We start from the raw sequence: 25,436 nt of genomic DNA, 5'->3' as shown, positions 1-25,436 counted from the left end.
CGCGCCGCCTGCGACATGCGGCACCGATCACAATTGCTTGCTATGCAGCATCATACCCTTGGATTGCCGTAAAACCGGCGTTATCTCGAATGACGAAGGTCAGCCGGTTATTTCAAGCCGACCGATAGTCACGCGCATTTAGACGGCCGCTTATTTTCGAAAAGGAATATTTCCATGTTCGACCCTCGTGAGAAAATCGCTCTTTTCATCGACGGTGCCAATCTTTACGCCACCTCGCGCGCGCTCGGCTTCGACATCGACTACCGCAGGCTTTTGTCGAACTTCCAGAAGCGCGGCTACCTGCTGCGTGCCTACTACTACACCGCGCTGGTCGAGGATCAGGAATATTCCTCGATCCGGCCGCTGATCGATTGGCTCGACTATAACGGCTTCAAGGTGGTGACCAAGCCGGCCAAGGAGTTCACCGACTCGACCGGCCGCCGCAAGATCAAGGGCAATATGGACATCGAGCTGACCGTCGATGCACTGGAACTCGCCGATGTCGTCGACCACTATGTCATCTTTTCCGGCGACGGCGATTTCCGCACGCTGGTCGAGGCGCTGCAGCGGCGCGGGCGCAAGGTCTCGATCGTCTCGACCATGGCTTCGCAGCCGCCGATGATTTCCGACGATCTGCGCCGCCAGGCCGATCATTTCATCGACCTGATTACCTTGAAGAGCGATGTCGGCCGCGATCCGTCCGAGCGGCCGGTGCGCCGGCCCGAACCGGCCGAAGTCGACGAGGACGAGTATTGACGGCGGCGGTCTTGACCGCTCCCCTGGTCGCGTCCTCGGAGCCCGACCGCGATTGCCCGCTCTGCCCGCGGCTGCATGATTTTATCGCGCAATGGCGGCAGCGCGAGCCGTCCTGGTTCAATGCACCAGTGCCGACCTTTCTGCCACCCGAGGGCGAGGATGCGGTGCGGCTGCTGATCGTCGGACTGGCGCCGGGCCTGCGCGGCGCAAACCGCACCGGACGCCCCTTCACCGGCGATTTTGCCGGCGACCTGCTCTACAACACGCTGATCGCACACGGCTTTGCCCGCGGCCAATTCAAGGCGCGGCCCGATGACGGGCTGGAGCTTGTCGGCACGGCGATCACCAATGCAGTTCGCTGCGTGCCGCCGGACAACAAGCCGGCCGGCGCCGAGATCGCCACCTGCCGGACGTTCCTGGTGCCGACGATCGCGCGGTTCAAGAACCTGCGCGCCGTGCTGGCGCTGGGCTCGATCGCGCACCAGTCGACCGTGCGGGCGCTCGGCCAGCGTGTCGCCGCTTATCCGTTCAAGCATGGCGGGCAGCAGCAAACCAATGGCGTGACGCTGTTTTCCAGCTATCATTGCTCGCGCTACAACACCAACACCGGCGTGCTGACGGAAGCAATGTTCGTCAACGTCTTCAGGGAGATAGCGGCGTTTCTGGAGAGATAGATTCGGGCGGTGACGCAAACAGCTCGGCCAATTTCTCCGGCCCGCCCTGAAGCACATTCAGATCGACATCGCCGGTGATGCCGTCGACGCGACCGCTGTCGTGGTACTGCCAATAGATCCAGTCGTCATGACCTGGCTGCAGCGCCAGCGAACGAACCCAGCGCGGGCGGCCGACGATCTGGCTGGTATAGGCCCGTGCCGCGTCGTCGGTCACGTAAAGGATCGCCGTCTTGCCGAAAGCAGCCTCGACAGGGCCGAGGAAAGCCGAGAGTTCAACGCTCAATTCTTCGGGCGATGGCCGTCGCGGGCAATTGCCGACGAATTCGATATCAACCACCGGGGGCAGCAGCGTTTGATCGCGCGGCACGACGGAGATGAAATTCTTCGCCTGATCGGCGCCAGGCCTGCAGAAGGTGAAGAAATGATAGGCGCCGACCGCCAGACCAGCCGCACGCGCCTCGCGCAGATTGGCGGCGAAGGCATCGTCGACATGGTCGCCGCCTTCAGTTGCCTTGATGATGGCGAAGGCGACATCGTCGGCGGCAACACGCCGCCAGTCGATCTGTCGCTGGTGATGCGAAACGTCGATGCCCCTGACCGGATATTTGCCGCGGTCCGGAGAAAACGGTCGGGAGTAAAAATAGCCGGCGGCCGTGACAAGGCACGCCAGGATCAGGCTGGCTGCACCCCAAAAGACAATCCGGTTCCTCATTCGGTTCTTCAAAAGAGGCCTATCCCTGTTGAACCGCCCTGCCCTCCGCTATGGCTCCGGGCGTTCGTCGCTCGAAAAGCCAAATCGTTGGCTTTTCGTCCGCTTCGCGGACCGCTCCTCACCCACGCTCCTTCAGCAGCCGGCCCTTTTCGCGCGACCAGTCGCGCTGCTTTTCGGTCTCGCGCTTGTCGTGCAGTTTCTTGCCGCGGCCGACGGCGAGCAAAAGCTTCGCCCTGCCTTTTTCATTGAAATAGATTTTTAGCGGCACCAGCGTCATGCCTTCGCGATCGACGCTCTGCGACAGCTTGGCCATCTCGCGCTTGTTGAGCAGGAGTTTGCGGCGCCGGCGTGGCTCGTGGTTGAAGCGGTTGGCCTGCAGATATTCCGGCAGATAGGAGTTGATCAGCCAGATCTCGCCGCCCTCGACCGAGGCGTAGCTGTCCTGGATGTTGGCCTGGCCCTGGCGCAGCGACTTCACCTCGGTGCCGGTCAGCACCAGGCCGGCCTCGATCGTGTCGAGCACCTCGTAGGAAAACCGCGCCTTGCGGTTTTCCGCAACGGTCTTGTTGTTGGGATCGGCTTTTCTGACCTGGTTCATGACGTCTAGAGTCCGTTTCGAAACTCGCTCCTGCGAGTCAGATGATGGTGGCACTAGAGCGCCGCGCGTTTTTCAAACGCGCAAAGGACGCTCTAGAAGCCTGAGCTTGCGCATGGTCCTTTCCGAAAGCGAACGCTTTCGGGGCCATGCGCGAACCGGAGCGGAGCGTACATATAGTACGTGAGCACCGGAAGCGCAGGTGACGCCTTCAGATGGCCGCAGGAGTAGAGTTTCCAAACGGGCTCGCTAGTTAATCAAGCCGGCGTGCTTCATGGCCGCATCGATCTTCTCGGCGGTCGACTGCTCGACGGTGACCAGCGGCGAACGCAGCACGTTCTCGACCTTGCCGAGCTTCGACAGCGCATATTTCGCGCCGGACACGCCGGGTTCCAGGAAAATCGCCTTGTGCAGCGGCAGCAGGCGGTCCTGCAAGTCCAGCGCCTTGGCGCTGTCGCCGGAAAGCGTCGCCTCCTGGAATTCGGCGCACAGCCGCGGCGCGACATTCGCCGTCACCGAGATGCAGCCGACGCCGCCATGGGCGTTGAAACCGAGTGCCGAGGCGTCCTCGCCGGAAAGCTGGATGAAATCCTTGCCACAGGTGGCACGCTGCTCGGAAACCCGCTCGACCTTGCCGGTGGCGTCCTTGACGCCGACGATGTTCTTGAAGTCATGTACCAACTGGCCCATCGTCTCGGGCATCATGTCGATCACCGAGCGCGGCGGAATGTTGTAGATGATGATCGGCAGGCTGGTCGCCTTGGCGACGGCAGCGAAATGCGCATAGAGGCCGCGCTGCGTCGGCCGGTTGTAGTAGGGCGTGACGACGAGTGCCGCGTCGGCGCCGGCCTTCTCGGCATATTGCACCAGGCCAACCGCCTCCTCGGTGTTGTTGGAGCCGGCGCCGGCGACGACCGGAACGCGGCCCTTTGCCATCTCGACGCACACTTTGACGACGTGGCGGTGCTCGTCATGCGACAGCGTCGGCGACTCGCCGGTGGTGCCGACCGGAACCACGCCGGTCGTGCCTTCAGCGATCTGCCAGGCGATGAAGGCGCGAAACGCTTTCTCGTCGAAACGGCCGCTCTTTTCGAACGGTGTCACGAGCGCGGTAAGCGAGCCTCTCAGCATGTCGTCCAACTCCTTGGGACTGGCGCACGAGCCCGAAAATCGGAGCCGATTCACGGAAAGATCATGCGCCAAAATATAAAGTGCCACAGCGTCCTTTGCGCGTCCGAGACGACGCGCGGCGCTGCAGGTGTTTTGTCGTGCGCGCCTTCTAGCCGAAAGCGAAGCGGCGCACCATAGTCTCGACATTGTTGCGCGGCAAGCATGACAAGAATGCCAGCAAGCGCAATTTGAACGACTTCGATAGCCCCGTTTACAGGCTCTTCACCACAGCCAACTAGGGTTCAGTTGATCTGTGCCTGTTGGTGATTGTGCAAGACAGGAAATGATGAAGACGATGCCGACCCGGCAGCCTCATTTTTTCGCGCTGCTTGGCGCAATTCTCCTGTTGACGCCGACCCTTGTGGCCGCCGGCAAGGTCGATGCACAGGTCACGTCGACCATTCCGAAGCCAAACCTGCTGGATACCGGCCTGCAGGGTCCGGAATCCCCTCCCGCCAGCGTCGCCAGGTTGAAGAGCGGCCTCGATGCGCTGGCGGCAAACGACATTGCCGGTGCGCGCCAGGTGCGCGACGCCCTGCCGGTCAATTCGCTCGACCAGCACATCCTTGCCTGGGCGATCGCGTTCTATGGCGGCGACAAGGTGCCAAGCGGCGACATCGCCGATGCTGCGAAAATGCTGCCGAACTGGCCGGGCATGATCGCGTTGCGCAAGAACAGCGAGCGCGCGCTCTACCGCGAGAACCCCTCGCCTGAGATCGTGGTGCAGGCTTTCGGCGGCAGCCAGCCGCAAACAGCCGAGGGCGTGGTGATTCTCGCCCGCTCCTATGTCTCGCAGGGCAACGTCCAGGCGGCGCGCTCGGTGCTGTCGCCTTTCTGGCGCACCGAAAAACTGCAAGCCAGGGACGAGGCGGCGATCATCCAGGAATTCGGCACGCTGATCCCCGCAGCCGACCACCGTTTCCGCATGGAGCGTATGTTTTATGCCGACCGGGTCAGTTCGGCGCTGCGCGTCGCCGGCCTTGCGCGCGCCCGGCAACTGGCCGACGCCTGGGCCGCGGCGGACAAGGGCGACAAGAATGCGGGCGACAAGAACGCGGCCAGGCTGCTGAAGGCGGTGCCCGCCGCGCAGCGTTCGGCCGGCTATCTCTTCGCCCAAGCCCAATATCTGCGCAAGCAGCAGAAGTTTTCCGACGCCGCCGCAATGGTGATGAAGGCGCCGAGCGACCGCAACGCTCTGATCGACCCGGATGTCTGGTGGGCCGAGCGCCGGGTGCTGTCGCGCGAACTGGTCGACCAGGGCGACATGAAGACCGCCTACAGGATAGTCGCCGCACACGCCGGCGAAACTGCTGCCAACGCGGCGGATGCGGAGTTTCATGCCGGCTGGTACGCGCTGCGCGGCCTCAACGATCCTGCCACCGCTGCCAAGCATTTTGAGCGGATCGCCGGTCTCGCCCAGGGGCCGATATCGCTGTCGCGCGCCTACTATTGGCTCGGCCGTGCCGCCGAAGCCGGCGGCCCCGGCAGCGCCAGGGTTTATTTTAGCCGTGCCGCCGCCTACGGCACGACGTTCTACGGCCAGCTCGCCGGTGAGCGCGTCGGCCGGCAGGTCCTCAACATCGCCCATCCGCAGCCGAGCGCCAGCGATCACCGGAATTTTTCCAGCCGCGAGGCGGTCAGCGCCATCAGGCGACTGCAGCAGGCGGGCTATCAGCGCTACGCCGACACGCTTTACCGCGACCTCGCCGGACAGTTGAGCAGTCCCGGAGAGCTGGCGCTGCTGGCCGCGATGGCGGAAAAGCAGGGCAATCACTTTCTGGCACTGAAGGTCGGCAAGATCGCCGGCGCTCGCGGCATCGATGTCGGGGCGCTTTCGCATCCGCTCGGCGCCATTCCCGAGACCGCCAACATTTCCGGCTCCGGCAAGGCGCTGGCCTATGCGATCGCCCGCCAGGAAAGCGAGTTCAACATCGGCGCCGTCTCCAGCGCCGGCGCACGTGGCCTGCTGCAGCTGATGCCGGCGACCGCCAGGCAATTGGCTGACAAGGCCGGAATGACCTTCTCGCAGGCGCGGCTGACCACCGACGCCGGCTACAATGCGACCCTGGGCGCCGCCTTTCTCGGCGAGCAGCTCGGCCGCTTCGACGGCTCCTATGTGCTGACCTTCGCCGGCTACAATGCCGGCCCCGGCCGCGCCGCCCAGTGGGTGGCCAGATACGGCGACCCGCGCGGCAAGGACATCGACGCCGTCATCGACTGGATCGAGCGGATTCCCTATACCGAAACAAGAAGTTACGTCCAGCGCGTGATGGAGAATTACGAAGTCTACAAGATGCGTATTTCCGGCAAGTACGACATTGTCGGGGACCTGGTGAACGGGCGGAGTTGATCTTTCCTTCTCCCCTTGTGGGAGAAGGTGGCCGAGCGAAGCTCGGTCGGATGAGGGGTGTTCCAGCTTGGCTCTACGCCACTCCGTCCAGCACCCCTCAACCGTCTCGGCGCTTCGCGCCGATCCACCTTCTCCCACAAGGGGAGAAGGGGGAGCCTTCCGATTTGACCACCCCCGCCCTCGCCTGTAGCAGTCGAGACGATCCAACAACGGCGAGGAATCGAGTCCCAAAATGTCGAGCGGTTTTTCCGATTTTTTCTACGCCTCGCCGGAGGGGCTTGAACTCCACGCCCGCATCTATGGCGAAGCGAATTCCGGCCACTGGCCGGTCGTCTGCCTGCCTGGCCTGACCCGCAATAGCCGCGATTTTCATGAGCTGGCGCTGCATCTGTCGCGGCGGGCGCAAACGCCGCGAAAAATCGTCGCTTTCGACTATCGCGGGCGCGGGCAATCCGCCTACGACCCCGATATCGGCCACTACAATATCGGCGTCGAAGCCGGTGACATCCTCGCCGGGTTGGCGGCGCTGGGCATCGAGGAAGCGGCGTTCATCGGTACGTCGCGTGGCGGGCTGATCCTCCATGTGCTCGGCGTGATGCGGCCGGCCGTGCTGCGGGCTATCGTGCTCAACGATATCGGCCCGGTGCTCGAGACCGGCGGTCTCGCCCATATCCGCTCCTATCTCGAGCGCGCGCCGAAGCCGAAAACCTACGCCGAGGCCGTCGGCGCCCAGCGCGGCGCGCATGGCAGCGACTTTCCTGGCCTGACCGAGGCGGATTGGGAGCGGATGGCAGCGGCGCTCTACCGAGAGACGGGTGGAGGATTGTTGCCGGATTTCGACCCGAAGCTGGTCGACACGCTGGCGGGACTCGACCTGACCCAGAAGCTGCCAGACATGTGGCCGCAGTTCGAGGCACTGGCGGCAATACCCTTGCTCGCCATCCGCGGCGCCAATTCGAAGCTGCTGTCGGCAGAAACCTTCGAACAGATGCGACACCGTCACCCTTGCATCGAGACGATCACGGTCGAGGGCCAGGGCCATGCGCCTTTCCTCGAAACCGGCGGCCTGCCAGGCGCCATCGCCGCTTTTCTGGACAGGACCGAGCAACGTTTCGCCGGGAGCCGGTTTTTTCAACGATAATGGGTCAGGCTTGTTGATTGTGCCGGCGCTTTTCTTTATCCACCAGCGCAACGGAGAGGTGGCCGAGTGGTCGAAGGCGCTCCCCTGCTAAGGGAGTAGAGGTCAAAAGCTTCTCGTGGGTTCGAATCCCATCCTCTCCGCCATCCCGCTTCGCGCTCGCCGCTTTTCGCCATGCGGCGATTCTGCGGCAATGCCTTGGCCGGCGACTCACAGACATCGCCGCAATTGCGGCAGGCAATTGCCGGAATCGGCCGGATTGCAAGGGCTGGCGCAATGGGTCTCCAACCCGTCTCCGGCAGCCCAATGGTTAACGGGAGCTTTCCGAGTGAGGCCAAATCGTGTCATTTGTGCAACAAGGCAGGGTGATAGCGCCTGCACAGACCTTTCGCCGATGCGATGGTTGTTGAACGCCGCCGCCTCATGGGTAATGTCGGTTTCGAAGGAGCGGCGCGGTGCGCATCTTTTTCGGTAGTGGGGATGGGGCAGGGAACGCTGTCCTTCAGCAAAGAATACCCAGACCCGTTTTTTAACTTTTGACTGGAGGTCAGAAAATGAACATCAAGAGCCTTCTTCTTGGCTCCGCTGCGGCTCTGGTCGCAGTTTCCGGTGCGCGCGCCGCCGACGCCGTCGTCGTCGCCGAGCCGGAACCCGCTGAATACGTCCGCATCTGCGACGTCTACGGCGCTGGCTACTTCTACATCCCCGGCACCGAGACCTGCCTGCGCATCGGCGGCTATGTCCGCTACGACATCGGCGTCGGCGACGTCGGCTCGTTCGACGGTGCTGAGAACTTCGACGTCGAGGACGGCGACATCCAGGACACGTACTACAAGCAGGCCCGCTTTAACCTGAAGACCTGGACCGGCCAGGAAACCGAGCTCGGCACCTTGAAGACCTACACCGAGACCCGCTTCAACTTCGGCAACCGGAACCGGCACGTCAGCAGCACATACGTCCCCGGTCCCGATCCGGACGGCCCCGCCGGTCCGCTGCCTCCGCTGCCAGGTGAGACTATCATTGTCGCTAACCCTGCCGAGAACAAAGGCATTTCGCTGAACTTCGCCTGGATCCAGCTCGGCGGCCTGCGCGTCGGTAAAGACGAATCGGCCTACGATACGTTCATCGGCTACGCCGGCAACGTCATCCAGGATACGCTGGTTCCCTACGGCGGGTTCGACACCAACGTCGTCCAGTACTACTTCGACGCCGGCAATGGCTTCTCGGCCGTGGTCTCGCTCGAACAAGGTTATGGCGACTTCACGATCGACAGCTATGTTCCGCATGTTGTCGGCGGCGTGAAGTGGACGCAGGGCTGGGGCGCCATCACCGGCGTCATTGCTTACGACGCCAACTACGAAGAAGTGGCCGGCAAGGTTCGCCTCGACGTCACCCCAATGGAGAACCTGTCGCTGTTCATCATGGCCGGCTACGGCACTGACGACAACTACGAGGATCCCGGCTTCGCAACACCCGTCGCCGGCGGCCGCGGCATGTACAAGCTGTGGAGCGGCAACTGGGCGGTCTGGGGCGGTGGCACCTACACCATCAACGAGAAGACCTCGTTCAACACCCAGATCTCGTATGACGAAGGCGAAAACCTCGGCATCGCTGCCAACATCGCCTATGACATCGTTCCGGGCCTGACGATCACGGCCGAAGTCGATTACCTGCACGCCGGCGATTTCGACGAGCCCGACTTCTCCAACTGGACCGGTGCGGACGACGAAGACAGCCTCGGCGGCATGCTCCGCTTCCAGCGCTCGTTCTAATCAGCAGCGTTTGACTGAACTCGAACCCGGCGGGCAACCGCCGGGTTTTTTCGTGTCGGCGTGGCTGTCAAGGGCGAATGTTTTCAGCCGAATAATGCAGCTGCCCAGAATGAAAGCAGATGCACAGAATGAAAGCAGCGGCGATCCTTCGCGCCCCCCCTCTGTCCTGCCGGACAGGGCTCTTCCTTCTCCCCCTGTGGGAGAAGGTGGATTGGCGCGCAGCGCCAAGACGGTTGAGGGGTGTTGGACGGAGTGCGGTTGGTGCCAAGCTGGAACACCCCTCATCCGACCGAGCTTTCGCTCGGCCACCTTCTCCCACAAGGGGAGAAGGAAGAGCCCCGGTCAAATCTCAGCAAGATCGCCCAGCGACTGTATCAGCGGCTGAATTTCGTTTTCATAATTCTTCCAGCGCTTGACCGACGATTTGTAGATCGGTTGGCGAACCTGCCAGCGGCTGGGCGTGTTGACCGAACCATCCCTGTCGAAAAAGCGCAGGCAGGCGTCATCCCAAGGCAGCCCGAGATAATCTATCAGGCGGCGCGACTGCGCTTCCTGGTCGTCGACAAGGGTTTCGTAGCGATTTTCGAAGATAAGGCCTGGAAAGACCTCGTTCCAGTGCCGCATCAGGCGGTCATATTCGCGATAGTACAGGCCGAGTGTTGTCAGGTCGGTGTTGTAGCTGTGTGCCTCGCTAAAGTTGAGGACGAAGCAGGAGACGCAATTGTCGATGGCGTCACGGCGGCAATGAATGATGCGTGCGTTGGGGAAGAGAAGGCCGATAAGGCCGATCAGTTCAAAATTGTGCGGCGTCTTGTCCACGACGCGAAGTGCGGCAGGCGCCCGCTCCCGCAAATAGGACAGATGCTCTTCGGCCAAGGTTCTGGACAGGTCTTCCGTGATCGAGGTGATCGGCTGGTTCAAATCACCAGCCGATGGTGTCTTGAGGCCGATCGCATTAGCAACCCGACTCAGTTTGCTAAGCTCCCCTGCGCCATGAATGTCGGGATGGCTGGCGCAGATCTGCTCGGTGAGCGTCGTCCCCGAGCGGGGCATGCCAACCACGAACACAGGCGCGTCGGAAGGATTTCCATAGCCGGCCCTGGCAGCCAAAAAGTCCGGCGTGACGGTTTCAATCATTGAATCGACCCACCGACGATACAGATCGATATCGAAGCTTTGGCCGGAGGCCTGTTTCGCCTTGTTGAAATGGTCGAATGCCTCGTCATAGCGCTTGAGATCGTTCAGCACCTTGCCGGCGGCGTGATGGAGTTGCTGCGCGCCTTCCGAACCAAGTTTCGGATTGCCGAGCTCACGAAGGATGGACTCTAGCTCCTCGGGCTCCTCGGTGAAGTTTCGCGTCTGTACAAGGTCGTTGTAGGCAGAAGGCACGCCAATACGACGTGCGATTGCTTCTCTCAGATAGGCGGCGGCTTCATCCATACGCCCCAGGCCGCTGAGCGCGCTGGCCAGCCCGGCTCGCACCTTGGGATGATCGCGGTTGATTTTCAGCGCCTTCTCGTAAAGCGGCAAAGCCATGTCGGGCTTGTCGAACGCCGTGTAAGTACGCCCCAATGCACAAAGTGCTTCGATAAGGCCGGGCTTCAGTTCCAGGGCATACTGCATATGCTTGATTGCTGGCGCATACTCGCTGACCTTCACATAGGCCTCGCCCAGGCTGAGGTGGTAGTAGGGGTTTTTAGGTTCCTCGCCGACCGCCCGTGCGAAATATCGCAGGGCCCTCTCATCGTCGTAACCCAGATAAATCGTCCCCAGGATGTACAAGGCGAGCGGATGATTTGGCGTGCGCTCCAGAACCCGAAGGCATAGGTCCTGAGCCTCGTCGAGCCGCTTGGCCTGCTGAAAGGCGTATGCCTGTTTCAGCAATGCGTCGTCGGCCTGCGCACGCGATTGGGCGCTTGCCTTCTGCGGGCTCAGCAAAGGCTTCACTATCGGCCCCTTCACTTTTGGCGCGGGTCCGGGCTTGATGTGCTTTGACCAGGCAGGCGGGAGTCGATTGTTCATGATATCTCGCTAGCAAAAAGAAATATCTCGCTAGCAAAAAGTGCGGGGGGAATCCAGCATGCTGGCTGCAGCCAAGGCGGGAGCTTGCGCGGTTACCTGTGCCGCGCTAGCAAGAAGGCCCTTTTCGAGCGAGCCCCCTTTTTTACGAGACTTGCCATGCGCCAGCGCCCTCCCCTCACGCCGATCGTCAGCGCGCTTCCTTCGACGGTGCCGTTTGTCGGCCCGGAAGCGCAGGAGCGAGATCGCGGCCGCGCCTTTCGCGCCCGCATCGGCGCCAATGAGAGCAGTTTTGGCCCCTCGCCGCGCGTCATAGCCCGCATGGCCGGCATCGCCCGCGACATGTGGATGTATTGTGATCCCGACAATCACGATTTGAAGGTGACCGTTGCCGCGCATCTTGGCGTTGGCATCGAAAACGTGGTGGTCGGCGAAGGCATAGACGGGTTGCTCAGCCTGGTGGCGCGCATGTATGTGGCATCAGGCGACGCGGTGGTCACCTCGCTCGGCGCCTATCCGACCTTCAATTTCCATATTGCCGGCGTCGGCGGCCGGCTGGTCGCGGTCCCCTACGAGAACGACCGGGAAAGCCTGGACGGCCTGTTGGCTGCGATCACCAGGGACAAAGCGCCGCTGGTCTACCTGTCCAACCCGGACAATCCGATGGGCAGCTGGTGGGAGGCGGCGGAGCTCATCCGCTTCATCGAAGCCCTGCCGGAGACCACCATGCTGGTGCTCGACGAGGCCTATGGCGAATTAGGCCCTGCCTCGGCGCTGCCGCCGATCGACGTGTCGCAACCGAACGTCATCCGCATGCGCACCTTCTCGAAGGCCTACGGGCTGGCCGGCATACGCTGCGGCTATGCGGTAGCCGACGCCCAGGTGATCCGCGATTTCGAGAAGATCCGCAACCACTACGGCGTCAGCCGCATGGCGCAGATCGCCGGCATCGAGGCACTGGCCGATCAGGACTATCTGCAAAGCGTGGTGGCGCGGGTCGCTGCCGGCCGCCGGCGCATCGCGGGGATCGCCGAGGCCAATGGGCTGAAGCCGCTGCCCTCGGCGACCAATTTCGTCACCCTGGACTGCGGCGGCGACGGCGCCTTCGCGCTGAAGGTGCTGCAGGCGCTTTTGTCGCGCGATGTGTTCATCCGCAAGCCGATGGTGCCGGTGCTCGACCGCTGCATCAGGGTCAGCGTCGGCCTCGACCACGAGCTCGACATTTTTGCCGAGGAATTGCCGGGTGCGCTGGCGGCGGCACGGGGAAGCTGAGAGGCGCTCTTCCTTCTCCCCTTTGTGGGAGAAGGTGGATCGGCGCGTAGCGCCGAGACGGATGAGGGGTGTTGGACGGAGTGCCGGCGGTGCCAAGCTGGAACACCCCTCTTCCGACCTCGCTTCGCGAGGCCACCTTCTCCCACAAGGGGAGAAGGTGGAGTCGCGCTCTTGAATTAATTGAACGTTCGTTTTATTCTTACCCTCTCAACGAGGCTTGCATGGCGCGCACGACTGGTTCCGACGGCGAAAAGACCGAAGCAGCGGTCCGCGAGGCGGCGGTCAGCCTGATCGCGCGTCTTGGCTATGAGGCGATGTCGATGCGCCAGCTGGCCGCCGAGGTCGGCGTCCAGGCGGCGGCGCTCTACCGTTATTTTCCGACCAAGCAAGACCTGTTGTTCACGCTGATGCGCGAGCACATGCAAGGGCTGATCGAGGCGTGGGACGCGGTCCGCCCGGCCGCGGCCGATCCGGCGACACGGCTCGCCGCCTATGTCGAAAACCACATCGCCTTCCACATCGAGCGCCGCCATTCCACCCATGTCTCGAACATGGAATTGCGCAGCCTGTCGCATGACCGCCTGACGCAGATCCTGCGTATGCGCACCGCCTATGAGAAGGAGCTGCGCGTCATCTTGCGCGACGGCGCGGAAGCCGGCGTCTTTAGCGTCGAAGACACAGGGCTGACAGCCATGGCGCTGATCCAGATGATGACCGGCGTCATCGTCTGGTTCCGGCCGGGCGAGCGGCTATCGATCTCGGAGGTAACCGCCACATATCTTTCAATGACGATGCGCCTGGTTGGAAGCAAAGGCCCATGGCGCGACAACGACCTTGCAGCGCCGCAGCCGGCGCGCAAAGGACGCTGTAGCACTTTGATTTTGCGCCCTTCCCGAAATTGAATTCGATTTCGGGGCCGTGCGCCGGGAGGAACGGCATGTACACGCACACACTCAACTTCGGGCTTGACGAAGACATCGAGGCGCTGCGCGACCTGGTGCGGCGCTTCGCCCAGGACAAGATCGCCCCGATCGCCGCCGAGATCGACCGCTCGAATGAATTTCCGGCGCATCTGTGGGCCGAGCTCGGTGGGCTCGGCCTGCTCGGCATCACCGCCGATCCGGAATTCGGCGGCACCGGCATGGGTTATCTCGCCCATGTCGTGGCGATGGAGGAGATTTCGCGCGCCTCGGCCTCGGTCGGCCTCTCCTACGGCGCCCATTCCAACCTCTGCGTCAACCAGATCAATCGCTGGGCGACACCGGCGCAGAAGGAAAAATATCTGCCTGCGCTGTGCAGCGGCGAAAAGGTCGGCGCGCTGGCAATGTCGGAATCCGGCGCCGGCTCCGACGTCGTGTCGCTCAAACTGCGCGCGGAAAAGCGCAATGATTGCTATGTGCTGAACGGCACCAAGATGTGGATCACCAACGGCCCGGACGCCGAGACGCTGGTCGTCTACGCCAAGACCGATCCAGAACTCCAGTCGCGCGGCATCACCGCCTTCATCGTCGAAAACGATTTCGCCGGATTTTCCGTCGCGCAAAAGCTCGACAAGCTCGGCATGCGCGGCTCCAACACCGGCGAGCTGGTTTTTTCGGATGTCGAAGTGCCGTTCGACAACGTGCTGCATGAAGAAGGGCGCGGCGTCGAGGTGCTGATGTCGGGTCTCGACTACGAGCGCACGGTGCTCGCCGGCGGCCCGCTCGGGCTGATGGCGGCGTGCCTCGATGTGGCGGTCCCCTATGTGCACGAACGCAAGCAGTTCGGTCAGCCGATCGGCGAGTTCCAGCTGGTGCAGGGCAAGCTCGCAGACATGTATACGACGATGAACGCCGCGCGCGCCTATGTCTATGCCGTCGCCGCTGCCTGCGACCGCGGCCAGACGAGCCGCAAGGACGCCGCCGCTTGCGTGCTGTTCGCTGCCGAGAAGGCGACGCAGATGGCGCTCGACGCCATCCAGCTGCTAGGCGGCAATGGCTACATCAACGACTATCCGACCGGCCGGCTTTTGCGCGACGCCAAGCTCTACGAGATCGGCGCCGGCACCAGCGAGATCCGCCGCTGGCTGATCGGGCGGGAAATCATGGCGGAAGGAGTTTGATGGCACTATTTCCTGAATTTGCCATGCTGGACAATTTGCCCCATATTTCTCCTGAGATGTCATATTTCCGGACCGAGGCAGAACATGGCGAACGGAACCGAAAAGGTTGGGTTTGACGAGAACCCGCCGACACAATTCGACGCAGGCGCTCAAAAAACTCCGCTCCGGATGCCAGCAAAACGCGAGCGCGTCAGACTTGGCGAGGGCGGACGCTTCGTGATCCCGGCTGCGATGCGCGAGGAAATGGGCGTGAAGCCTGGTGAAGACTTGATCCTTCATGTCGAGAACGGCGAGTTGCGGGTAAGGTCGTGGCTTCGGAATCTGCGGCGCGTCCAGGCCGAATTGTCAGCGTTGAAAAAGCCTGGCGAAAGTGTCGTCGACGAATTTCTGAAGGAGCGGCGGGAAGAACAGCGTCGAAGCGATAGACGTTTGGACCGGCTTCATGCCCTGGGAATGGCGAGGAAGGGAGCGAAGTGAAAGCTTACGTCATGGACAGCTCGGCGGCGCTTGCGATCCTGCTTAACGAGAAAGGCACCGATGTTGCCTTGGGTTTCGCGCCGGACGCGCAATTCAGCTCCGTCAATGCGGCCGAAATTATCGCCAAGCTGATCGACAAGGGACGCAGCATGGAAGAGGCCGCGGACGACCTCGCCAGTCTCGGCATGCCGGTCGCTGCTTTCGACGAGATGATGGGCATCGCCGCCGGTCAGCTTCGCGAGCTGACGCGGCATCGCGGCTTGTCGCTGGGCGATCGCGCCTGCCTGGCCCTGGCAATTCGCGAGAACGCCATAGCCATCACCGCCGACCGCGGCTGGGGCGACCTGGATATCGGCTGCAAGATCGAACTGATCCGGTAACGCCAATGGCCCCCCTCACCTCGCAAATCTCGCCAGCCTCCGACACCTTCCGCGCCAATGCCGAGCGCATGCGGGCGCTGGTCGCCGACATTGCGCAAAAGGCGGCAACCGTCGAGCGTGGCGGCTCGGAGGAAGCGCGTGAGCGCCACCAGAGCCGCGGCAAGCTTTTGCCGCGCGAGCGCCTCGCCCAATTGCTCGACACCGGCTCGCCATTCCTCGAGATCGGCCAGTTCGCCGCGTGGTCGATGTATGGTGAGGACATCGCATCGGCCGGCATCATTACCGGCATCGGCCGCGTCGAAGGCACCGAAGTGATGGTCGTCGTCAACGACGCCACGGTGAAGGGCGGCACCTATTATCCAATGACGGTGAAGAAGCATCTGCGCGCGCAGGAGATCGCGCTGCAGAACAGATTGCCTTGCGTCTATCTGGTCGACAGCGGCGGCGCCAACCTGCCCAACCAGGACGAGGTGTTTCCCGACCGCGACCATTTCGGCCGCATCTTCTACAAACAGGCCAACATGTCGGCTGCTGGCATTCCGCAGATCGCCTGCGTCATGGGTTCGTGCACGGCGGGCGGCGCCTATGTGCCGGCGATGTCGGACGAGACGATCATGGTGCGCAACCAGGCGACCATCTTCCTCGGCGGTCCGCCGCTGGTGAAGGCCGCTACCGGCGAGGACGTCAGCGCGGAGGAATTGGGCGGCGCCGAGGTCCACACGCGGCTTTCGGGCGTGGCCGATCATTTTGCGCTGGACGACGAGCATGCGCTGGCGATCGCGCGCCGCATCGTCAAGAACCTCAATCGAAAGAAGCAGATCGGGCTGGCGCTACGCGATCCGATTGCGCCGCTTCATGCGGCCGAAGAACTCTACGGCATCGTGCCGACCGATCTGCGCCAGCCCTACGACGTGCGTGAAGTGATCGCCCGCATCGTCGACGGCTCCGAATTCGACGAGTTCAAGCAGAACTATGGCACCACGCTGGTCACCGGCTTTGCCTATCTCAACGGCATGCCGGTCGGCATCATCGCCAACAACGGCGTGCTGTTTTCCGAAAGCGCGCTGAAGGGCGCGCATTTCATCGAGTTGTGCTGCCAGCGCAAGATTCCGCTGATCTTCCTGCAGAACATCACCGGCTTCATGGTCGGGCGAAAATACGAGGCCGGCGGCATCGCCAAGGACGGCGCCAAGCTGGTGATGGCGGTCGCCACGGCCCGCGTGCCGAAGGTCACCATGATCATCGGCGGCTCGTTCGGCGCCGGCAATTACGGCATGTGCGGACGCGCCTATTCGCCACGTTTCCTGTGGATGTGGCCGAATGCCCGCATCTCGGTGATGGGCGGCGAGCAGGCGGCCACCGTGCTGGCCGTGGTCAAGCGCGAGGGGATCGAACGCAAGGGCGGGGAATGGAGCGCGGAGGAGGAGGCAAAATTCAAGAAGCCGATCCTGATGAAATACGAGCATGAAGGCCACCCGCTGTATTCCTCCGCCCGGCTCTGGGACGACGGCATCATCGATCCGGCCAAGACGCGCGAGGTGCTGGCGCTCAGCCTGTCCGCAGCGCTGAACGCCGGGATCGAGGAGACAAGCTTCGGCGTGTTCAGGATGTGACCGATGAGCGAGATCGAGGCAAGGATTCGCGTTCATGTCGGCGACATCACAAGGCTGACGGTCGACGCCATCGTCAACGCCGCCAACACCTCACTTCTGGGTGGCGGGGGCGTCGACGGCGCCATCCACCGTGCGGCCGGCCCCGAACTTCTGGCCGAATGCCAATCCCTCAATGGCTGCAAGGTCGGCGACGCAAAACTCACCAAGGGCTACAGGCTGCCGGCACGCTATGTCATCCACACGGTCGGGCCGGTCTGGCAAGGCGGCGGCAAGGGCGAAGCCGAGTTGTTGGCCTCCTGCTACCGCCGGTCGCTCGAACTCGCCGCCGGCAAGGATTGCAGGACGGTGGCATTTCCGGCGATCTCGACCGGTGTATACCGGTATCCAAAGGACCAGGCGACGCAGATCGCCGTTGGCACGGTGAGCGCCTTTGTCAGCCACAATGCGGTTCCTGAAACCGTCATCTTCTGCTGCTTCGACCAACAGACGGCGGACCTATACCAACAGGCGTTGCTGCTTGGCGGAGCGTGACCGGCACAGGTAGGAAAATCCCTTCATAGTTTCAGACTTATTTTCATTCACCGATCTGGTCAGACGAATGAATCGCGGTTATTGCTTATCGCAAATACCGTGGGGATTGGGCGAAGATGAGACTGCAGATTTTTCAAAAAACAACTATGTCAGTACTTTCGACGTTGCTTATATTAGCGACCCCTGGCGTGGGAGCGGCGGAATCGCTGGCGGGAAACAAAGGCGACCGTCGTTTCGCCGTCAATTTTCCGGCAGGTTCGACCGGAGATTGCCCGAAAGCCTACAAATCCTATGTCGCGGCCATTCGGCCTATGCGACGACGTTCTATTCGCGCGTCAGCGACCTCTACATCATCTGTGGTTCCACGCTCAACGCCCCCTCGCAACAGGCCGCGGAAGAGAGAGCGTTGCGCAATTGTCAGGCCGGCTTGACGAGGTGGAAACTCAAGACGGCGGCAGGCGGCTGCGCCATCGCCGCCTCCAAGTAGGTTGCTGCAGCAACGGGCGCAAATACCAGCGGGATGGGGCGAAGATGACGCTGCAACGTTTTCAGACGTAAGCGGGCCTGGCTTACCGATCCTTTGACAATGGCCGGACTGCAAAGCAGGGTGTTGCCACAGCCCGCGTGAAGGAGCATTCGCGCCGTTGGCGGCAAGCTCTGGCTTTGGAGGTCCCATGTTCGCCAAAATCCTGATCGCCAACCGCGGCGAGATCGCTTGCCGGGTGATCCGCACCGCGCGCAGGATGGGCGTGCGCACGGCCGCCGTCTATTCCGACGCCGACGCCGGCGCCTTGCATGTCGAGATGGCCGACGAAGCGGTGCATATCGGACCCTCGCCGGTCGGCGAAAGTTATCTGCGCGGCGACAAGATCGTCGCGGCGGCTTTGGCCACCGGCGCCGAAGCCATCCATCCCGGCTACGGTTTTCTGTCGGAAAACCCTGATTTCGTCGATCAGGTGACAGCGGCCGGGCTCGTCTTCATCGGCCCGTCGGCCGCCTCGATCCGCGCCATGGGGCTGAAGGACGCGGCCAAGCGGCTGATGGAGAAGGCCGGCGTGCCGGTTGTGCCGGGCTATCACGGCGAGGCGCAGGAGATCGTGCTGCTCGCCTCCAAGGCACGCGAGATCGGCTATCCCGTGCTGATCAAGGCGCGCGCCGGCGGCGGCGGCAAGGGCATGCGGCGCGTCGAACATCCCGACGACTTTTCCGAGGCGCTGTCGGGTGCGCGGCGCGAGGCCAAGGCCGCGTTCGGCGACGACCGCGTGCTGGTCGAGAAATATGTCGACAAGCCGCGCCACATCGAGGTTCAGGTTTTCGGCGATAGCTTCGGCAATGTCGTGCATCTCTACGAGCGCGACTGCTCGGCGCAGCGGCGCCACCAGAAGGTGATCGAGGAAGCCCCCGCCCCCGGGATGACGCCGGCATTGCGCAAGGCAATGACGGAGGCGGCGGTGAAGGCCGCCAAGGCGATCGACTATTCCGGCGCCGGCACGATCGAGTTCATCGTCGACGCCTCGCAAGGGCTGAAGGCCGACCGCTTCTGGTTCATGGAAATGAACACTCGCCTGCAGGTCGAGCATCCCGTCACCGAAATGGTCACCGGCACCGATCTGGTCGAATGGCAGTTGCGGGTGGCGTCCGGCGAAAAGCTGCCGAAGACGCAGAGCGAGATTGCGCTCTCCGGATATGCCTTCGAGGCGCGCATCTATGCCGAAGACGCGGCAAAGGGTTTTTTGCCGGCGACGGGCACGCTGCATCACCTGAAATTTCCGGATACAGCGCCCGAGGGCGCCAGCATGCGGATCGAGACCGGCGTGCGGACTGGCGATGCCATCTCGCCGTTCTACGACCCGATGATCGCCAAGCTCGTCGTCCATGGCAGGAACAGGCAGGCGGCGCTCGAAGCACTGGGCATTTCCCTTTCGCAAACCGAGATCGCCGGCTCGACCGTCAACACCGCCTTTCTCGCGGCTCTCGCCGCTGACGCGGATTTTTCGGCAGGTGACGTCGACACCGGGCTGATCGGCAGGCACCAGCAAGCGTTGACCGCAGTGCCGCCGCCGAGCAGCGAGATCGTCGCCGCGGCCGCACTTGCAGCGTCCGGCGCCGGGGCTCAGGCGCCGACCCGCGACCCGTGGTCGTCGCTTGCCGGCTATGCGCATTTCCACGCGATGGCGCGGCGCACGCGGCTTCGCTACGGCGAGGACGATATCCTGGCGCTTGTATCGATGCGGCCGGACGGGCGCTTCCAGGTGGCACTGGACGCACCTTATGACAGCGCGCTTGATCTTCGCGCTGCCCCTCGCCTCGCCCGCTGGCCAGGCCATGTCACTGTCTTTTCAGGTGCTGTCGGGTACAGCTTCGCGGTGCCGGACCCGTTGGCAATAGCCGACGAAATCGCCGCCGGTGCCGACAGCCTGCGCGCGCCGATGCCGGGCTTGGTCAAGCTCGTGCGCGCGGCAAAAGGCGAAGCCGTCATCAAGGGCCAGCCGCTGTTGATCCTCGAAGCGATGAAGATGGAGCACACGATTTCCGCCACGCATGACGGGACGATCGCCGAGATCGCAACAGAGGGCGCACAGGTCACCGATGGGACGGTGCTGGTGCGTTTTGCCGAGGAAGCCCACGGCTGACGCTGTTCATCCAAGGAAAGGCGACGACGGAAGACGCGCGCCGCAAACGCATGACCAAATGAAAATGGCCGGATCTGCCCCGGCCATCTCCGATTGTCGCCAGGCGCTAAAGCGCGTCGCACGCGACGCGCTTTAGTTCTTGTTTTTGTGCATGTCGTTTCCGCAAAACCGCTGCGCACTTTTGCGCGACATGCAATGGCGATCAAGGCTGGATCGGCGCGTATTTGCCGTCGTGCCACTGGTTGATGTCGTAGCTGACGTTCTTGAGGTCGCCCTTTTCATCGAAAGTGACAGGGCCGACGACGGTGCTGATCGGCTGGCCATTCTTCAGCGCTTCGGCAACCTTGGCCGGGTCGTCGCTGCCGGCGCGCTTGATGCCCTCGGCAAAGGCCTGGATCACGGCATAGGAGAACAGCGTAAACCCCTCGGGCACGAAGCCGCCCGCCTTGATCTTTTCGATGGCCTGCTTGGCTTCGGGCTTCGCCTGCGGATCCGACGGGAAAACGAACATGGTGCCTTCGCCGGCCGGGCCGGCAACCTGCCAGAATTCCGGCGTGGCAATCGAGTCCGGCATGATCAGCTGGAACTTGAAGTCCTGTTCCGCCGACTGGCGCAGGATGAGGCCGGCCTCTGGGTGGTAGCCGCCGAAATAGACCACATCAGCCTTCAGTTCCTTGAGCTTGGTGACAAGCGCCGAATAGTCCTTTTCGCCGGCGTTGATGCCCTCATAGAGGATCTCGTTGAGGCCGTTCTGGTTCATCGTCGCCTTGACGGCATCGGCCACGCCCTGCCCATAGGCGCTCTTGTCATGCATGATGACGACCTTCTTGCCGGCGTATTTCTTGGCGATCCATGGACCGATGAAGGCGCCCTGCGCATCATCGCGCGTATAAAGGCGCATGATCGTCGGCCAGCCGGATTTCGCCGCCGCGTCCGTCAGCTCCGGGTTCGACGAAGCCGGCGACATCATCATCGCACCGGCTTCGGCATAGACGGCCGAGGCCGGGATGCTCGAGCCCGAGCAGGCATGGCCATCGATGAACTTGACGCCGTTGGCGACGATGCGGTTTGCGACCGAAACCGCCTGCTTCGGATCGCACTGGTCATCCTGGACGTCGAGCTTGATCTGGCGGCCGTCGACGCCGCCGGCGGCGTTGATCGCGTCGGCGGCGGCTTGCGCGCCCTGCTTGAACTGGTCGCCGATGGTGGCAAGCTGTCCGGTCATCGGTCCGACCACCGAAAAGGTGATGTCTTCGGCGAAGGCCGGCGCGCTCATCACCAGGCCGACAATGGCCGCGCTCAAAATACCCAACTTTTTCATGGCGATACAACTCCTCCACTCGCGCGCGGCCGCTCCGACCGCGCCTCTTCCAGATTAGGTGGGAGAATTTCACCGTTCGCCAAGCCTGTCTTGGCGCATCGGCGGCACTCGATTGGGCCTGCGGCTTTCTGTTTGACCATGATCTTTTCCAAAAACCGGTTTCCACTTTTTGGGATCATGGTCCGACTGTTTGACCATGATCTTCTTCCAAAAACCGGTTTCCACTTTTGGGATCATGGTCCGACTGTTTGACCATGATCTTCTTCCAAAAACCGGTTTCCACTTTTTGGGATCATGGTCCCGAAAACGCGAAAAGCCGCGCCTGCCTTGTTCCGGCCGGTCGCGGCTTTTGTCGATCGAACAATCCCGAACGCTCTCACGCGCGCCCCGAAACCGCTCGCCTTCCCTGTCCGTCGCGCAGCTGGGCTGTATCCGGCCTGCGGCGTTCTTGTCATTGTTGGTCCGGCCGTCTTGCGCGGCCTTGTTCTTGCCGGTCCGGCCGTCTTGCGCGGCCTTGTTCTTGCCGGTCCGGCCGTCTTCGCGCGGCCTTGAAGCGCCCCTGTCGGTGATCTCAGTGTCTGATAAGCTCCGGACCTGATGAGCTCAGGTGAGACTTAGTGCATCGTCATCCATTCGCGGGCTTCGCGCAGCGCCCTGGCGATCTCGACTTTCGACATGGCGGCCGACAATTCCGAGCGCAGTTCCGCGGCGCGCACCGAGCCCTTGATCGCAGCGATGTTGAACCATTTGTGGGCGGCGACGACATCGGTCTCGCAATCGCGGCCGGTCGCATACATCATGCCCAGTTCGAAAAGAATGTCGGCCTGGGCAGTTGCCCCCATGGCGCCGAAGCCGGCTTCAGGCATTTCAAAACGTGCCATTTCAATCCCCTGTTCTAGCCCCTGTCAGGCTCCCGAGAGCTGCCTCGTTCTGTCCCTTGGAAACCCTTGGGGCGGCCGCTCTTTCGATGCTTTCGAGAATGAACCGAAGGCTTGAATCTGTCGTTAAACGGCGTGCTTAATTTGAGGAAAACAAAGCTAAAACAAGAGGTAAACGCGGAAATTCATTAACGATGCAAAGCCAGCAATTGCGCCGGTTTGGACTAAAATTGATGAAAATTTGCGAGGCGCAAATCAAGATTCCGCTAACCACGGAAGACAAAGCCAGCATGCCCGGTGTTTCATTTCTCGCCGACCAGACCGCTTCAGGCGGCCGGGAAAAATCCCGAAGTCTTCCGCAGCGGCACCGCTTTTGTTTTGCCGGGAGGTGGATTAGCTTACGTTTGCGTAAGAGGCAGACTGGCGGGGCGGAACGTTCGTCCGGATGCCCACAGGGAGGAGAAACATGTTTCGCAAAATCAGCATGGCCCTCGCGGCCACATTGATCATGGCCGGCACCGCTTGGGCCGACCCGATCGAAGGCAACTGGAAAACGCAGGCCGGTTCGACCGCCGCCATCACGGGCGGTGGCGACGCATTTTCCATCACGCTCAAATCCGGCAAGTTTGCCGGCAAGCGCATCGGTTCGTTCAAGGTGTCCGGCGCCAACAAATATACGGGGACGATAACCGACCCGGAGACCGACAAGACCTATTCGGGCAAGGCCTCGGTCTCAGGCGCTTCGCTCAAGATGAGCGGCTGCGTGCTCGGCGGGCTGATCTGCAGGAGCCAGACCTGGCACAGACTCTGATCGTTTCGACTGCCGCACAATGAAAAACGGGGCCGCAAAGGCCCCGTTTTTGTTCGCGCCTCTGTGTTTGGGAACACCGATCGATCGCGCAGGCTGCGCCTTCTGCGCCCTAACAGTCCAAATTTGAACCGCAGATGAACGCCGGCATCAGAACCGGTTCAGTTGCATCAGGGCATTCTCGTGCGTGTCGAAGGAGACACCACGCCATGTTCGCCCGCCGCTTCACCATCGTCTGCCTGCTGATGAGCCTGTTCGGCATGTCGTTCGCCATCCTCGTTGCCGAGGGGCGCTCGGCCCGCAACTGGGACCAGGCCAATTCCTGCCGGTTCGGTTGCGTGAACCATTTTCGCCCCTGAACCGACAAAGACTTCGAGAGGAGAAAAGCAAAGCCATGAACCGCATCGTCGCCAACGTCCTGAAAACCCTTCGGGTCCTGCCACGGGCGGCGCTCATCCTGACGGTTCTTGCGGCCCCGGTTCTGGCCGTGCCGACGATGCGCGCCGATGCCGGCTCGACAATCGAAGCGCCGGCGCTGAAGAAGACCGGCGTCGGCTTTGTGCTGCTGATCAGCCTGCGGCGCGGCTAGGCAATCGGCCTTCATCGAAACCATGCAAAATAAAAAACGACCCTTCGGCCCCTCCCAACCGCATGGCCAAGCCTCTATATTGGGTCATGGAAAAGCGAATCTACCCCCAAGCCATAGACTCAGTCGTGATGCCGGAGCCGTTTGGCCGGCAGATCTTCAATGATGCAGCAAAGGCCGTTGCGGCCTTGCAGGCCCTCTACGACCGCAACACCAAATTCCTGCGCGATTCGTTTACGGCGCTCGCCGCAGGCGGCGACAACAACAAGCGCTACCGGGCCTTTTATCCGGAGGTCGGTGTCACCACGACTTCGTTCACCCAGATCGACTCGCGGCAGGCTTACGGCCATATGCCGACGCCCGGGCATTTCTCGACCACCATAACCCAGCCCGCCCTTTTCGAACGCTATCTCATCGAACAGCTTCGCCTGATCATGCGCAATCACGGCGTTCCGGTCACGGTCTCGGAATCGACGACGCCCATCCCGCTGCATTTCGCGTTCCTGGAAGGCTCGCATGTCGACGGCGCGGCAGCCGAGCGCATCAGGCGGCCGATCCGTGACCTGTTCGACGTACCGGATCTCGACGGCACCGACGACCAGATCGCCAACGGCACGTTCGAAGTGGCGTTAGGCGAAGCCAGGCCGTTGGCGGCGTTCACGGCGCAACGCATCGACTACTCGCTGCACCGGATGTCGCACTACACGGCGACCAGTCCGCAGCATTTCCAGAATTTCGTGCTGTTCACCAATTACCAGTTCTACATCGACGAATTCGTCGCCCGTGCGCACGATCTGATGGCGAAAGGCGGCGGCGGATACGTCGAATTCGTCGAACCGGGAAACGTCGTCACCAAGGCTGGACAAAGCGCGCCCAGCCGTGGCGTGGCGCCGCCGCGCCTGCCGCAGATGCCGGCCTACCATCTGAAGAAGCCGAACCATGGCGGCATAACCATGGTCAATATCGGCGTCGGCCCCTCCAACGCCAAGACGATCACCGACCACATAGCGGTGCTCAGGCCGCATGCCTGGGTGATGCTCGGCCATTGCGCCGGCCTGCGCAACACCCAGGCGCTGGGCGACTATGTGCTGGCGCACGCCTATGTGCGGGAAGACCACGTTCTGGACGACGATCTTCCGGTCTGGGTGCCGATCCCGCCGCTGGCCGAAATCCAGGTGGCGCTGCAGGAGGCGGTCGCCGAAGTCACCGGCCTTTCCGGCTATGACCTCAAGCGTATCATGCGCACCGGCACAGTCGCTACCATCGACAACCGCAACTGGGAGTTGCGCGACCAGCGTGGGCCAGTGCAGCGGCTGTCGCAGTCACGGGCGATCGCGCTCGACATGGAGTCGGCGACGATCGCCGCCAATGGCTTCCGCTTCCGCGTACCCTACGGTACGCTGCTTTGCGTCTCCGACAAACCGCTGCATGGCGAATTGAAGCTGCCCGGCATGGCGACCGAGTTCTACAAGCGGCAAGTGGCACAGCATTTGACCATCGGCATCAGGGCGATGGAAAAGCTGGCCGAGATGCCGATGGAACGGTTGCATTCGCGCAAGCTCAGAAGCTTTTCGGAGACGGCGTTCCAGTAGGAACGGCGGCTTTCATCGATCGGAGTATGGTAACAGCGCGGCAGGGCATTTCACCATC

25 protein-coding genes and 1 tRNA gene are annotated in these 25,436 nt (G+C 62.3%); 19 read left to right on the top strand and 7 right to left on the bottom strand.

The genetic code is table 11. The features are described from left to right. Positions 1 to 174: 174 nt before the first annotated feature. Both AC0L2V_RS09485 and AC0L2V_RS09480 read left to right on the top strand, forming a co-directional pair. Entirely contained in the window at positions 175 to 756 is a 582-nt protein-coding gene (locus AC0L2V_RS09485) for a LabA-like NYN domain-containing protein (RefSeq protein WP_023800773.1), read from the top strand. Further along, the gene (locus tag AC0L2V_RS09480; protein WP_373420431.1) at positions 753 to 1,430 is read left to right on the top strand and encodes a uracil-DNA glycosylase; all 678 of its coding nucleotides are present in this window, start codon (positions 753 to 755) and stop codon (positions 1,428 to 1,430) included. Before AC0L2V_RS09485 ends, AC0L2V_RS09480 begins: the two co-directional genes overlap by 4 nt. Here the strand turns inward: AC0L2V_RS09480 and AC0L2V_RS09475 are convergent. From AC0L2V_RS09475 to dapA, 3 genes are all read right to left on the bottom strand, one after another. Then, positions 1,399 to 2,142, bottom strand: coding sequence for a glycoside hydrolase family 25 protein (locus tag AC0L2V_RS09475; protein WP_473509939.1), 744 nt, complete (start codon positions 2,140 to 2,142; stop codon positions 1,399 to 1,401). The two genes, AC0L2V_RS09480 and AC0L2V_RS09475, sit on opposite strands and share 32 nt — an antisense overlap. A 118-nt stretch (positions 2,143 to 2,260) precedes the next feature. After that, positions 2,261 to 2,740 carry an SsrA-binding protein SmpB gene (smpB, locus tag AC0L2V_RS09470; RefSeq protein ID WP_128172698.1) on the bottom strand — a complete coding sequence of 160 codons (480 nt, stop codon included), beginning with the start codon at positions 2,738 to 2,740 and terminating at the stop codon, positions 2,261 to 2,263. A 246-nt stretch (positions 2,741 to 2,986) separates the two neighbouring features. After that, positions 2,987 to 3,868: a 4-hydroxy-tetrahydrodipicolinate synthase gene (dapA, locus tag AC0L2V_RS09465; protein ID WP_473509938.1), complete on the bottom strand. Its 882-nt coding sequence runs from the start codon at positions 3,866 to 3,868 to the stop codon at positions 2,987 to 2,989. 334 nt (positions 3,869 to 4,202) lie between these two features. Here dapA and AC0L2V_RS09460 point away from each other — a divergent pair, with 334 nt between their 5' ends. The 4 genes from AC0L2V_RS09460 (at position 4,203) to AC0L2V_RS09445 (ending at position 9,167) form a co-directional block, all read left to right on the top strand. Then, positions 4,203 to 6,257 carry a lytic transglycosylase domain-containing protein gene (locus AC0L2V_RS09460; protein ID WP_473510086.1) on the top strand — a complete coding sequence of 685 codons (2,055 nt, stop codon included), beginning with the start codon at positions 4,203 to 4,205 and terminating at the stop codon, positions 6,255 to 6,257. 232 nt (positions 6,258 to 6,489) lie between these two features. Beyond that, a complete protein-coding gene (locus AC0L2V_RS09455) occupies positions 6,490 to 7,398 on the top strand; it encodes an alpha/beta fold hydrolase (protein WP_473509936.1) in 909 nt (302 codons plus the stop codon). A 52-nt stretch (positions 7,399 to 7,450) separates the two neighbouring features. Continuing rightward, positions 7,451 to 7,541, top strand: a tRNA-Ser gene (locus AC0L2V_RS09450). Between the two features lie 408 nt (positions 7,542 to 7,949). Continuing rightward, entirely contained in the window at positions 7,950 to 9,167 is a 1,218-nt protein-coding gene (locus tag AC0L2V_RS09445) for a porin (protein WP_473509935.1), read from the top strand. A gap of 342 nt (positions 9,168 to 9,509) precedes the next feature. On the opposite strand, the gene AC0L2V_RS09440 is transcribed toward AC0L2V_RS09445, so the two are convergent. Next, positions 9,510 to 11,189 carry a tetratricopeptide repeat-containing sulfotransferase family protein gene (locus AC0L2V_RS09440; RefSeq protein WP_473519988.1) on the bottom strand — a complete coding sequence of 560 codons (1,680 nt, stop codon included), beginning with the start codon at positions 11,187 to 11,189 and terminating at the stop codon, positions 9,510 to 9,512. Positions 11,190 to 11,345: 156 nt separating this feature from the next. Here AC0L2V_RS09440 and AC0L2V_RS09435 point away from each other — a divergent pair, with 156 nt between their 5' ends. The 9 genes from AC0L2V_RS09435 to AC0L2V_RS09395 all read left to right on the top strand — a co-directional run bounded on the left by AC0L2V_RS09435 (position 11,346) and on the right by AC0L2V_RS09395 (position 20,193). Next, complete coding sequence (locus AC0L2V_RS09435; RefSeq protein WP_473519987.1) at positions 11,346 to 12,458, top strand: pyridoxal phosphate-dependent aminotransferase; 1,113 nt, start codon at positions 11,346 to 11,348, stop codon at positions 12,456 to 12,458. A 221-nt stretch (positions 12,459 to 12,679) separates the two neighbouring features. After that, positions 12,680 to 13,360, top strand: coding sequence for a TetR/AcrR family transcriptional regulator (locus tag AC0L2V_RS09430; protein ID WP_473519986.1), 681 nt, complete (start codon positions 12,680 to 12,682; stop codon positions 13,358 to 13,360). Between the two features lie 35 nt (positions 13,361 to 13,395). Continuing rightward, entirely contained in the window at positions 13,396 to 14,559 is a 1,164-nt protein-coding gene (locus AC0L2V_RS09425) for an isovaleryl-CoA dehydrogenase (protein WP_473519985.1), read from the top strand. 84 nt (positions 14,560 to 14,643) lie between these two features. Further along, positions 14,644 to 15,036 carry an AbrB/MazE/SpoVT family DNA-binding domain-containing protein gene (locus tag AC0L2V_RS09420; protein ID WP_473519984.1) on the top strand — a complete coding sequence of 131 codons (393 nt, stop codon included), beginning with the start codon at positions 14,644 to 14,646 and terminating at the stop codon, positions 15,034 to 15,036. Then, positions 15,033 to 15,416 (top strand): type II toxin-antitoxin system VapC family toxin, encoded by a 384-nt coding sequence (locus AC0L2V_RS09415; RefSeq protein WP_473519983.1) that lies wholly within the window; start codon positions 15,033 to 15,035, stop codon positions 15,414 to 15,416. The genes AC0L2V_RS09420 and AC0L2V_RS09415 overlap by 4 nt, the downstream gene beginning before the upstream one ends. A 5-nt stretch (positions 15,417 to 15,421) precedes the next feature. Then, complete coding sequence (locus tag AC0L2V_RS09410) at positions 15,422 to 17,029, top strand: carboxyl transferase domain-containing protein (protein WP_473519982.1); 1,608 nt, start codon at positions 15,422 to 15,424, stop codon at positions 17,027 to 17,029. 3 nt (positions 17,030 to 17,032) lie between these two features. Beyond that, positions 17,033 to 17,560, top strand: coding sequence for an O-acetyl-ADP-ribose deacetylase (locus AC0L2V_RS09405; protein ID WP_473519981.1), 528 nt, complete (start codon positions 17,033 to 17,035; stop codon positions 17,558 to 17,560). A gap of 67 nt (positions 17,561 to 17,627) precedes the next feature. Then, positions 17,628 to 18,047 (top strand): hypothetical protein, encoded by a 420-nt coding sequence (locus AC0L2V_RS09400; protein ID WP_473519980.1) that lies wholly within the window; start codon positions 17,628 to 17,630, stop codon positions 18,045 to 18,047. Positions 18,048 to 18,234: 187 nt separating this feature from the next. Then, positions 18,235 to 20,193, top strand: coding sequence for an acetyl/propionyl/methylcrotonyl-CoA carboxylase subunit alpha (locus AC0L2V_RS09395; protein WP_473519979.1), 1,959 nt, complete (start codon positions 18,235 to 18,237; stop codon positions 20,191 to 20,193). Between the two features lie 202 nt (positions 20,194 to 20,395). Here the strand turns inward: AC0L2V_RS09395 and AC0L2V_RS09390 are convergent, their stop codons facing one another. The 3 genes from AC0L2V_RS09390 to AC0L2V_RS09380 form a co-directional block, all read right to left on the bottom strand. Continuing rightward, on the bottom strand, positions 20,396 to 21,514 hold the full coding sequence (locus AC0L2V_RS09390; RefSeq protein ID WP_128172686.1) for an ABC transporter substrate-binding protein: 1,119 nt from the start codon (positions 21,512 to 21,514) through the stop codon (positions 20,396 to 20,398). A 69-nt stretch (positions 21,515 to 21,583) separates the two neighbouring features. Then, entirely contained in the window at positions 21,584 to 21,751 is a 168-nt protein-coding gene (locus AC0L2V_RS09385; RefSeq protein ID WP_473519978.1) for a hypothetical protein, read from the bottom strand. A 377-nt stretch (positions 21,752 to 22,128) separates the two neighbouring features. Next, entirely contained in the window at positions 22,129 to 22,395 is a 267-nt protein-coding gene (locus tag AC0L2V_RS09380; RefSeq protein ID WP_027152750.1) for an SEL1-like repeat protein, read from the bottom strand. Positions 22,396 to 22,858: 463 nt separating this feature from the next. Here AC0L2V_RS09380 and AC0L2V_RS09375 point away from each other — a divergent pair, with 463 nt between their 5' ends. The 4 genes from AC0L2V_RS09375 to AC0L2V_RS09360 all read left to right on the top strand — a co-directional run bounded on the left by AC0L2V_RS09375 (position 22,859) and on the right by AC0L2V_RS09360 (position 25,378). Continuing rightward, positions 22,859 to 23,203 carry a DUF2147 domain-containing protein gene (locus AC0L2V_RS09375; RefSeq protein ID WP_287228840.1) on the top strand — a complete coding sequence of 115 codons (345 nt, stop codon included), beginning with the start codon at positions 22,859 to 22,861 and terminating at the stop codon, positions 23,201 to 23,203. Positions 23,204 to 23,409: 206 nt separating this feature from the next. Then, entirely contained in the window at positions 23,410 to 23,559 is a 150-nt protein-coding gene (locus AC0L2V_RS09370) for a hypothetical protein (RefSeq protein WP_287258542.1), read from the top strand. A gap of 35 nt (positions 23,560 to 23,594) precedes the next feature. After that, entirely contained in the window at positions 23,595 to 23,789 is a 195-nt protein-coding gene (locus AC0L2V_RS09365) for a hypothetical protein (RefSeq protein ID WP_128168071.1), read from the top strand. A gap of 128 nt (positions 23,790 to 23,917) precedes the next feature. Further along, on the top strand, positions 23,918 to 25,378 hold the full coding sequence (locus AC0L2V_RS09360) for an AMP nucleosidase (RefSeq protein ID WP_473519977.1): 1,461 nt from the start codon (positions 23,918 to 23,920) through the stop codon (positions 25,376 to 25,378). Positions 25,379 to 25,436 lie beyond the last annotated feature (58 nt).

Source organism: Mesorhizobium sp. WSM4814 (assembly GCF_055811595.1).
Note: the sequence above shows the minus strand (reverse complement) of the source record. Positions and strands in the feature narration are given on the sequence as shown.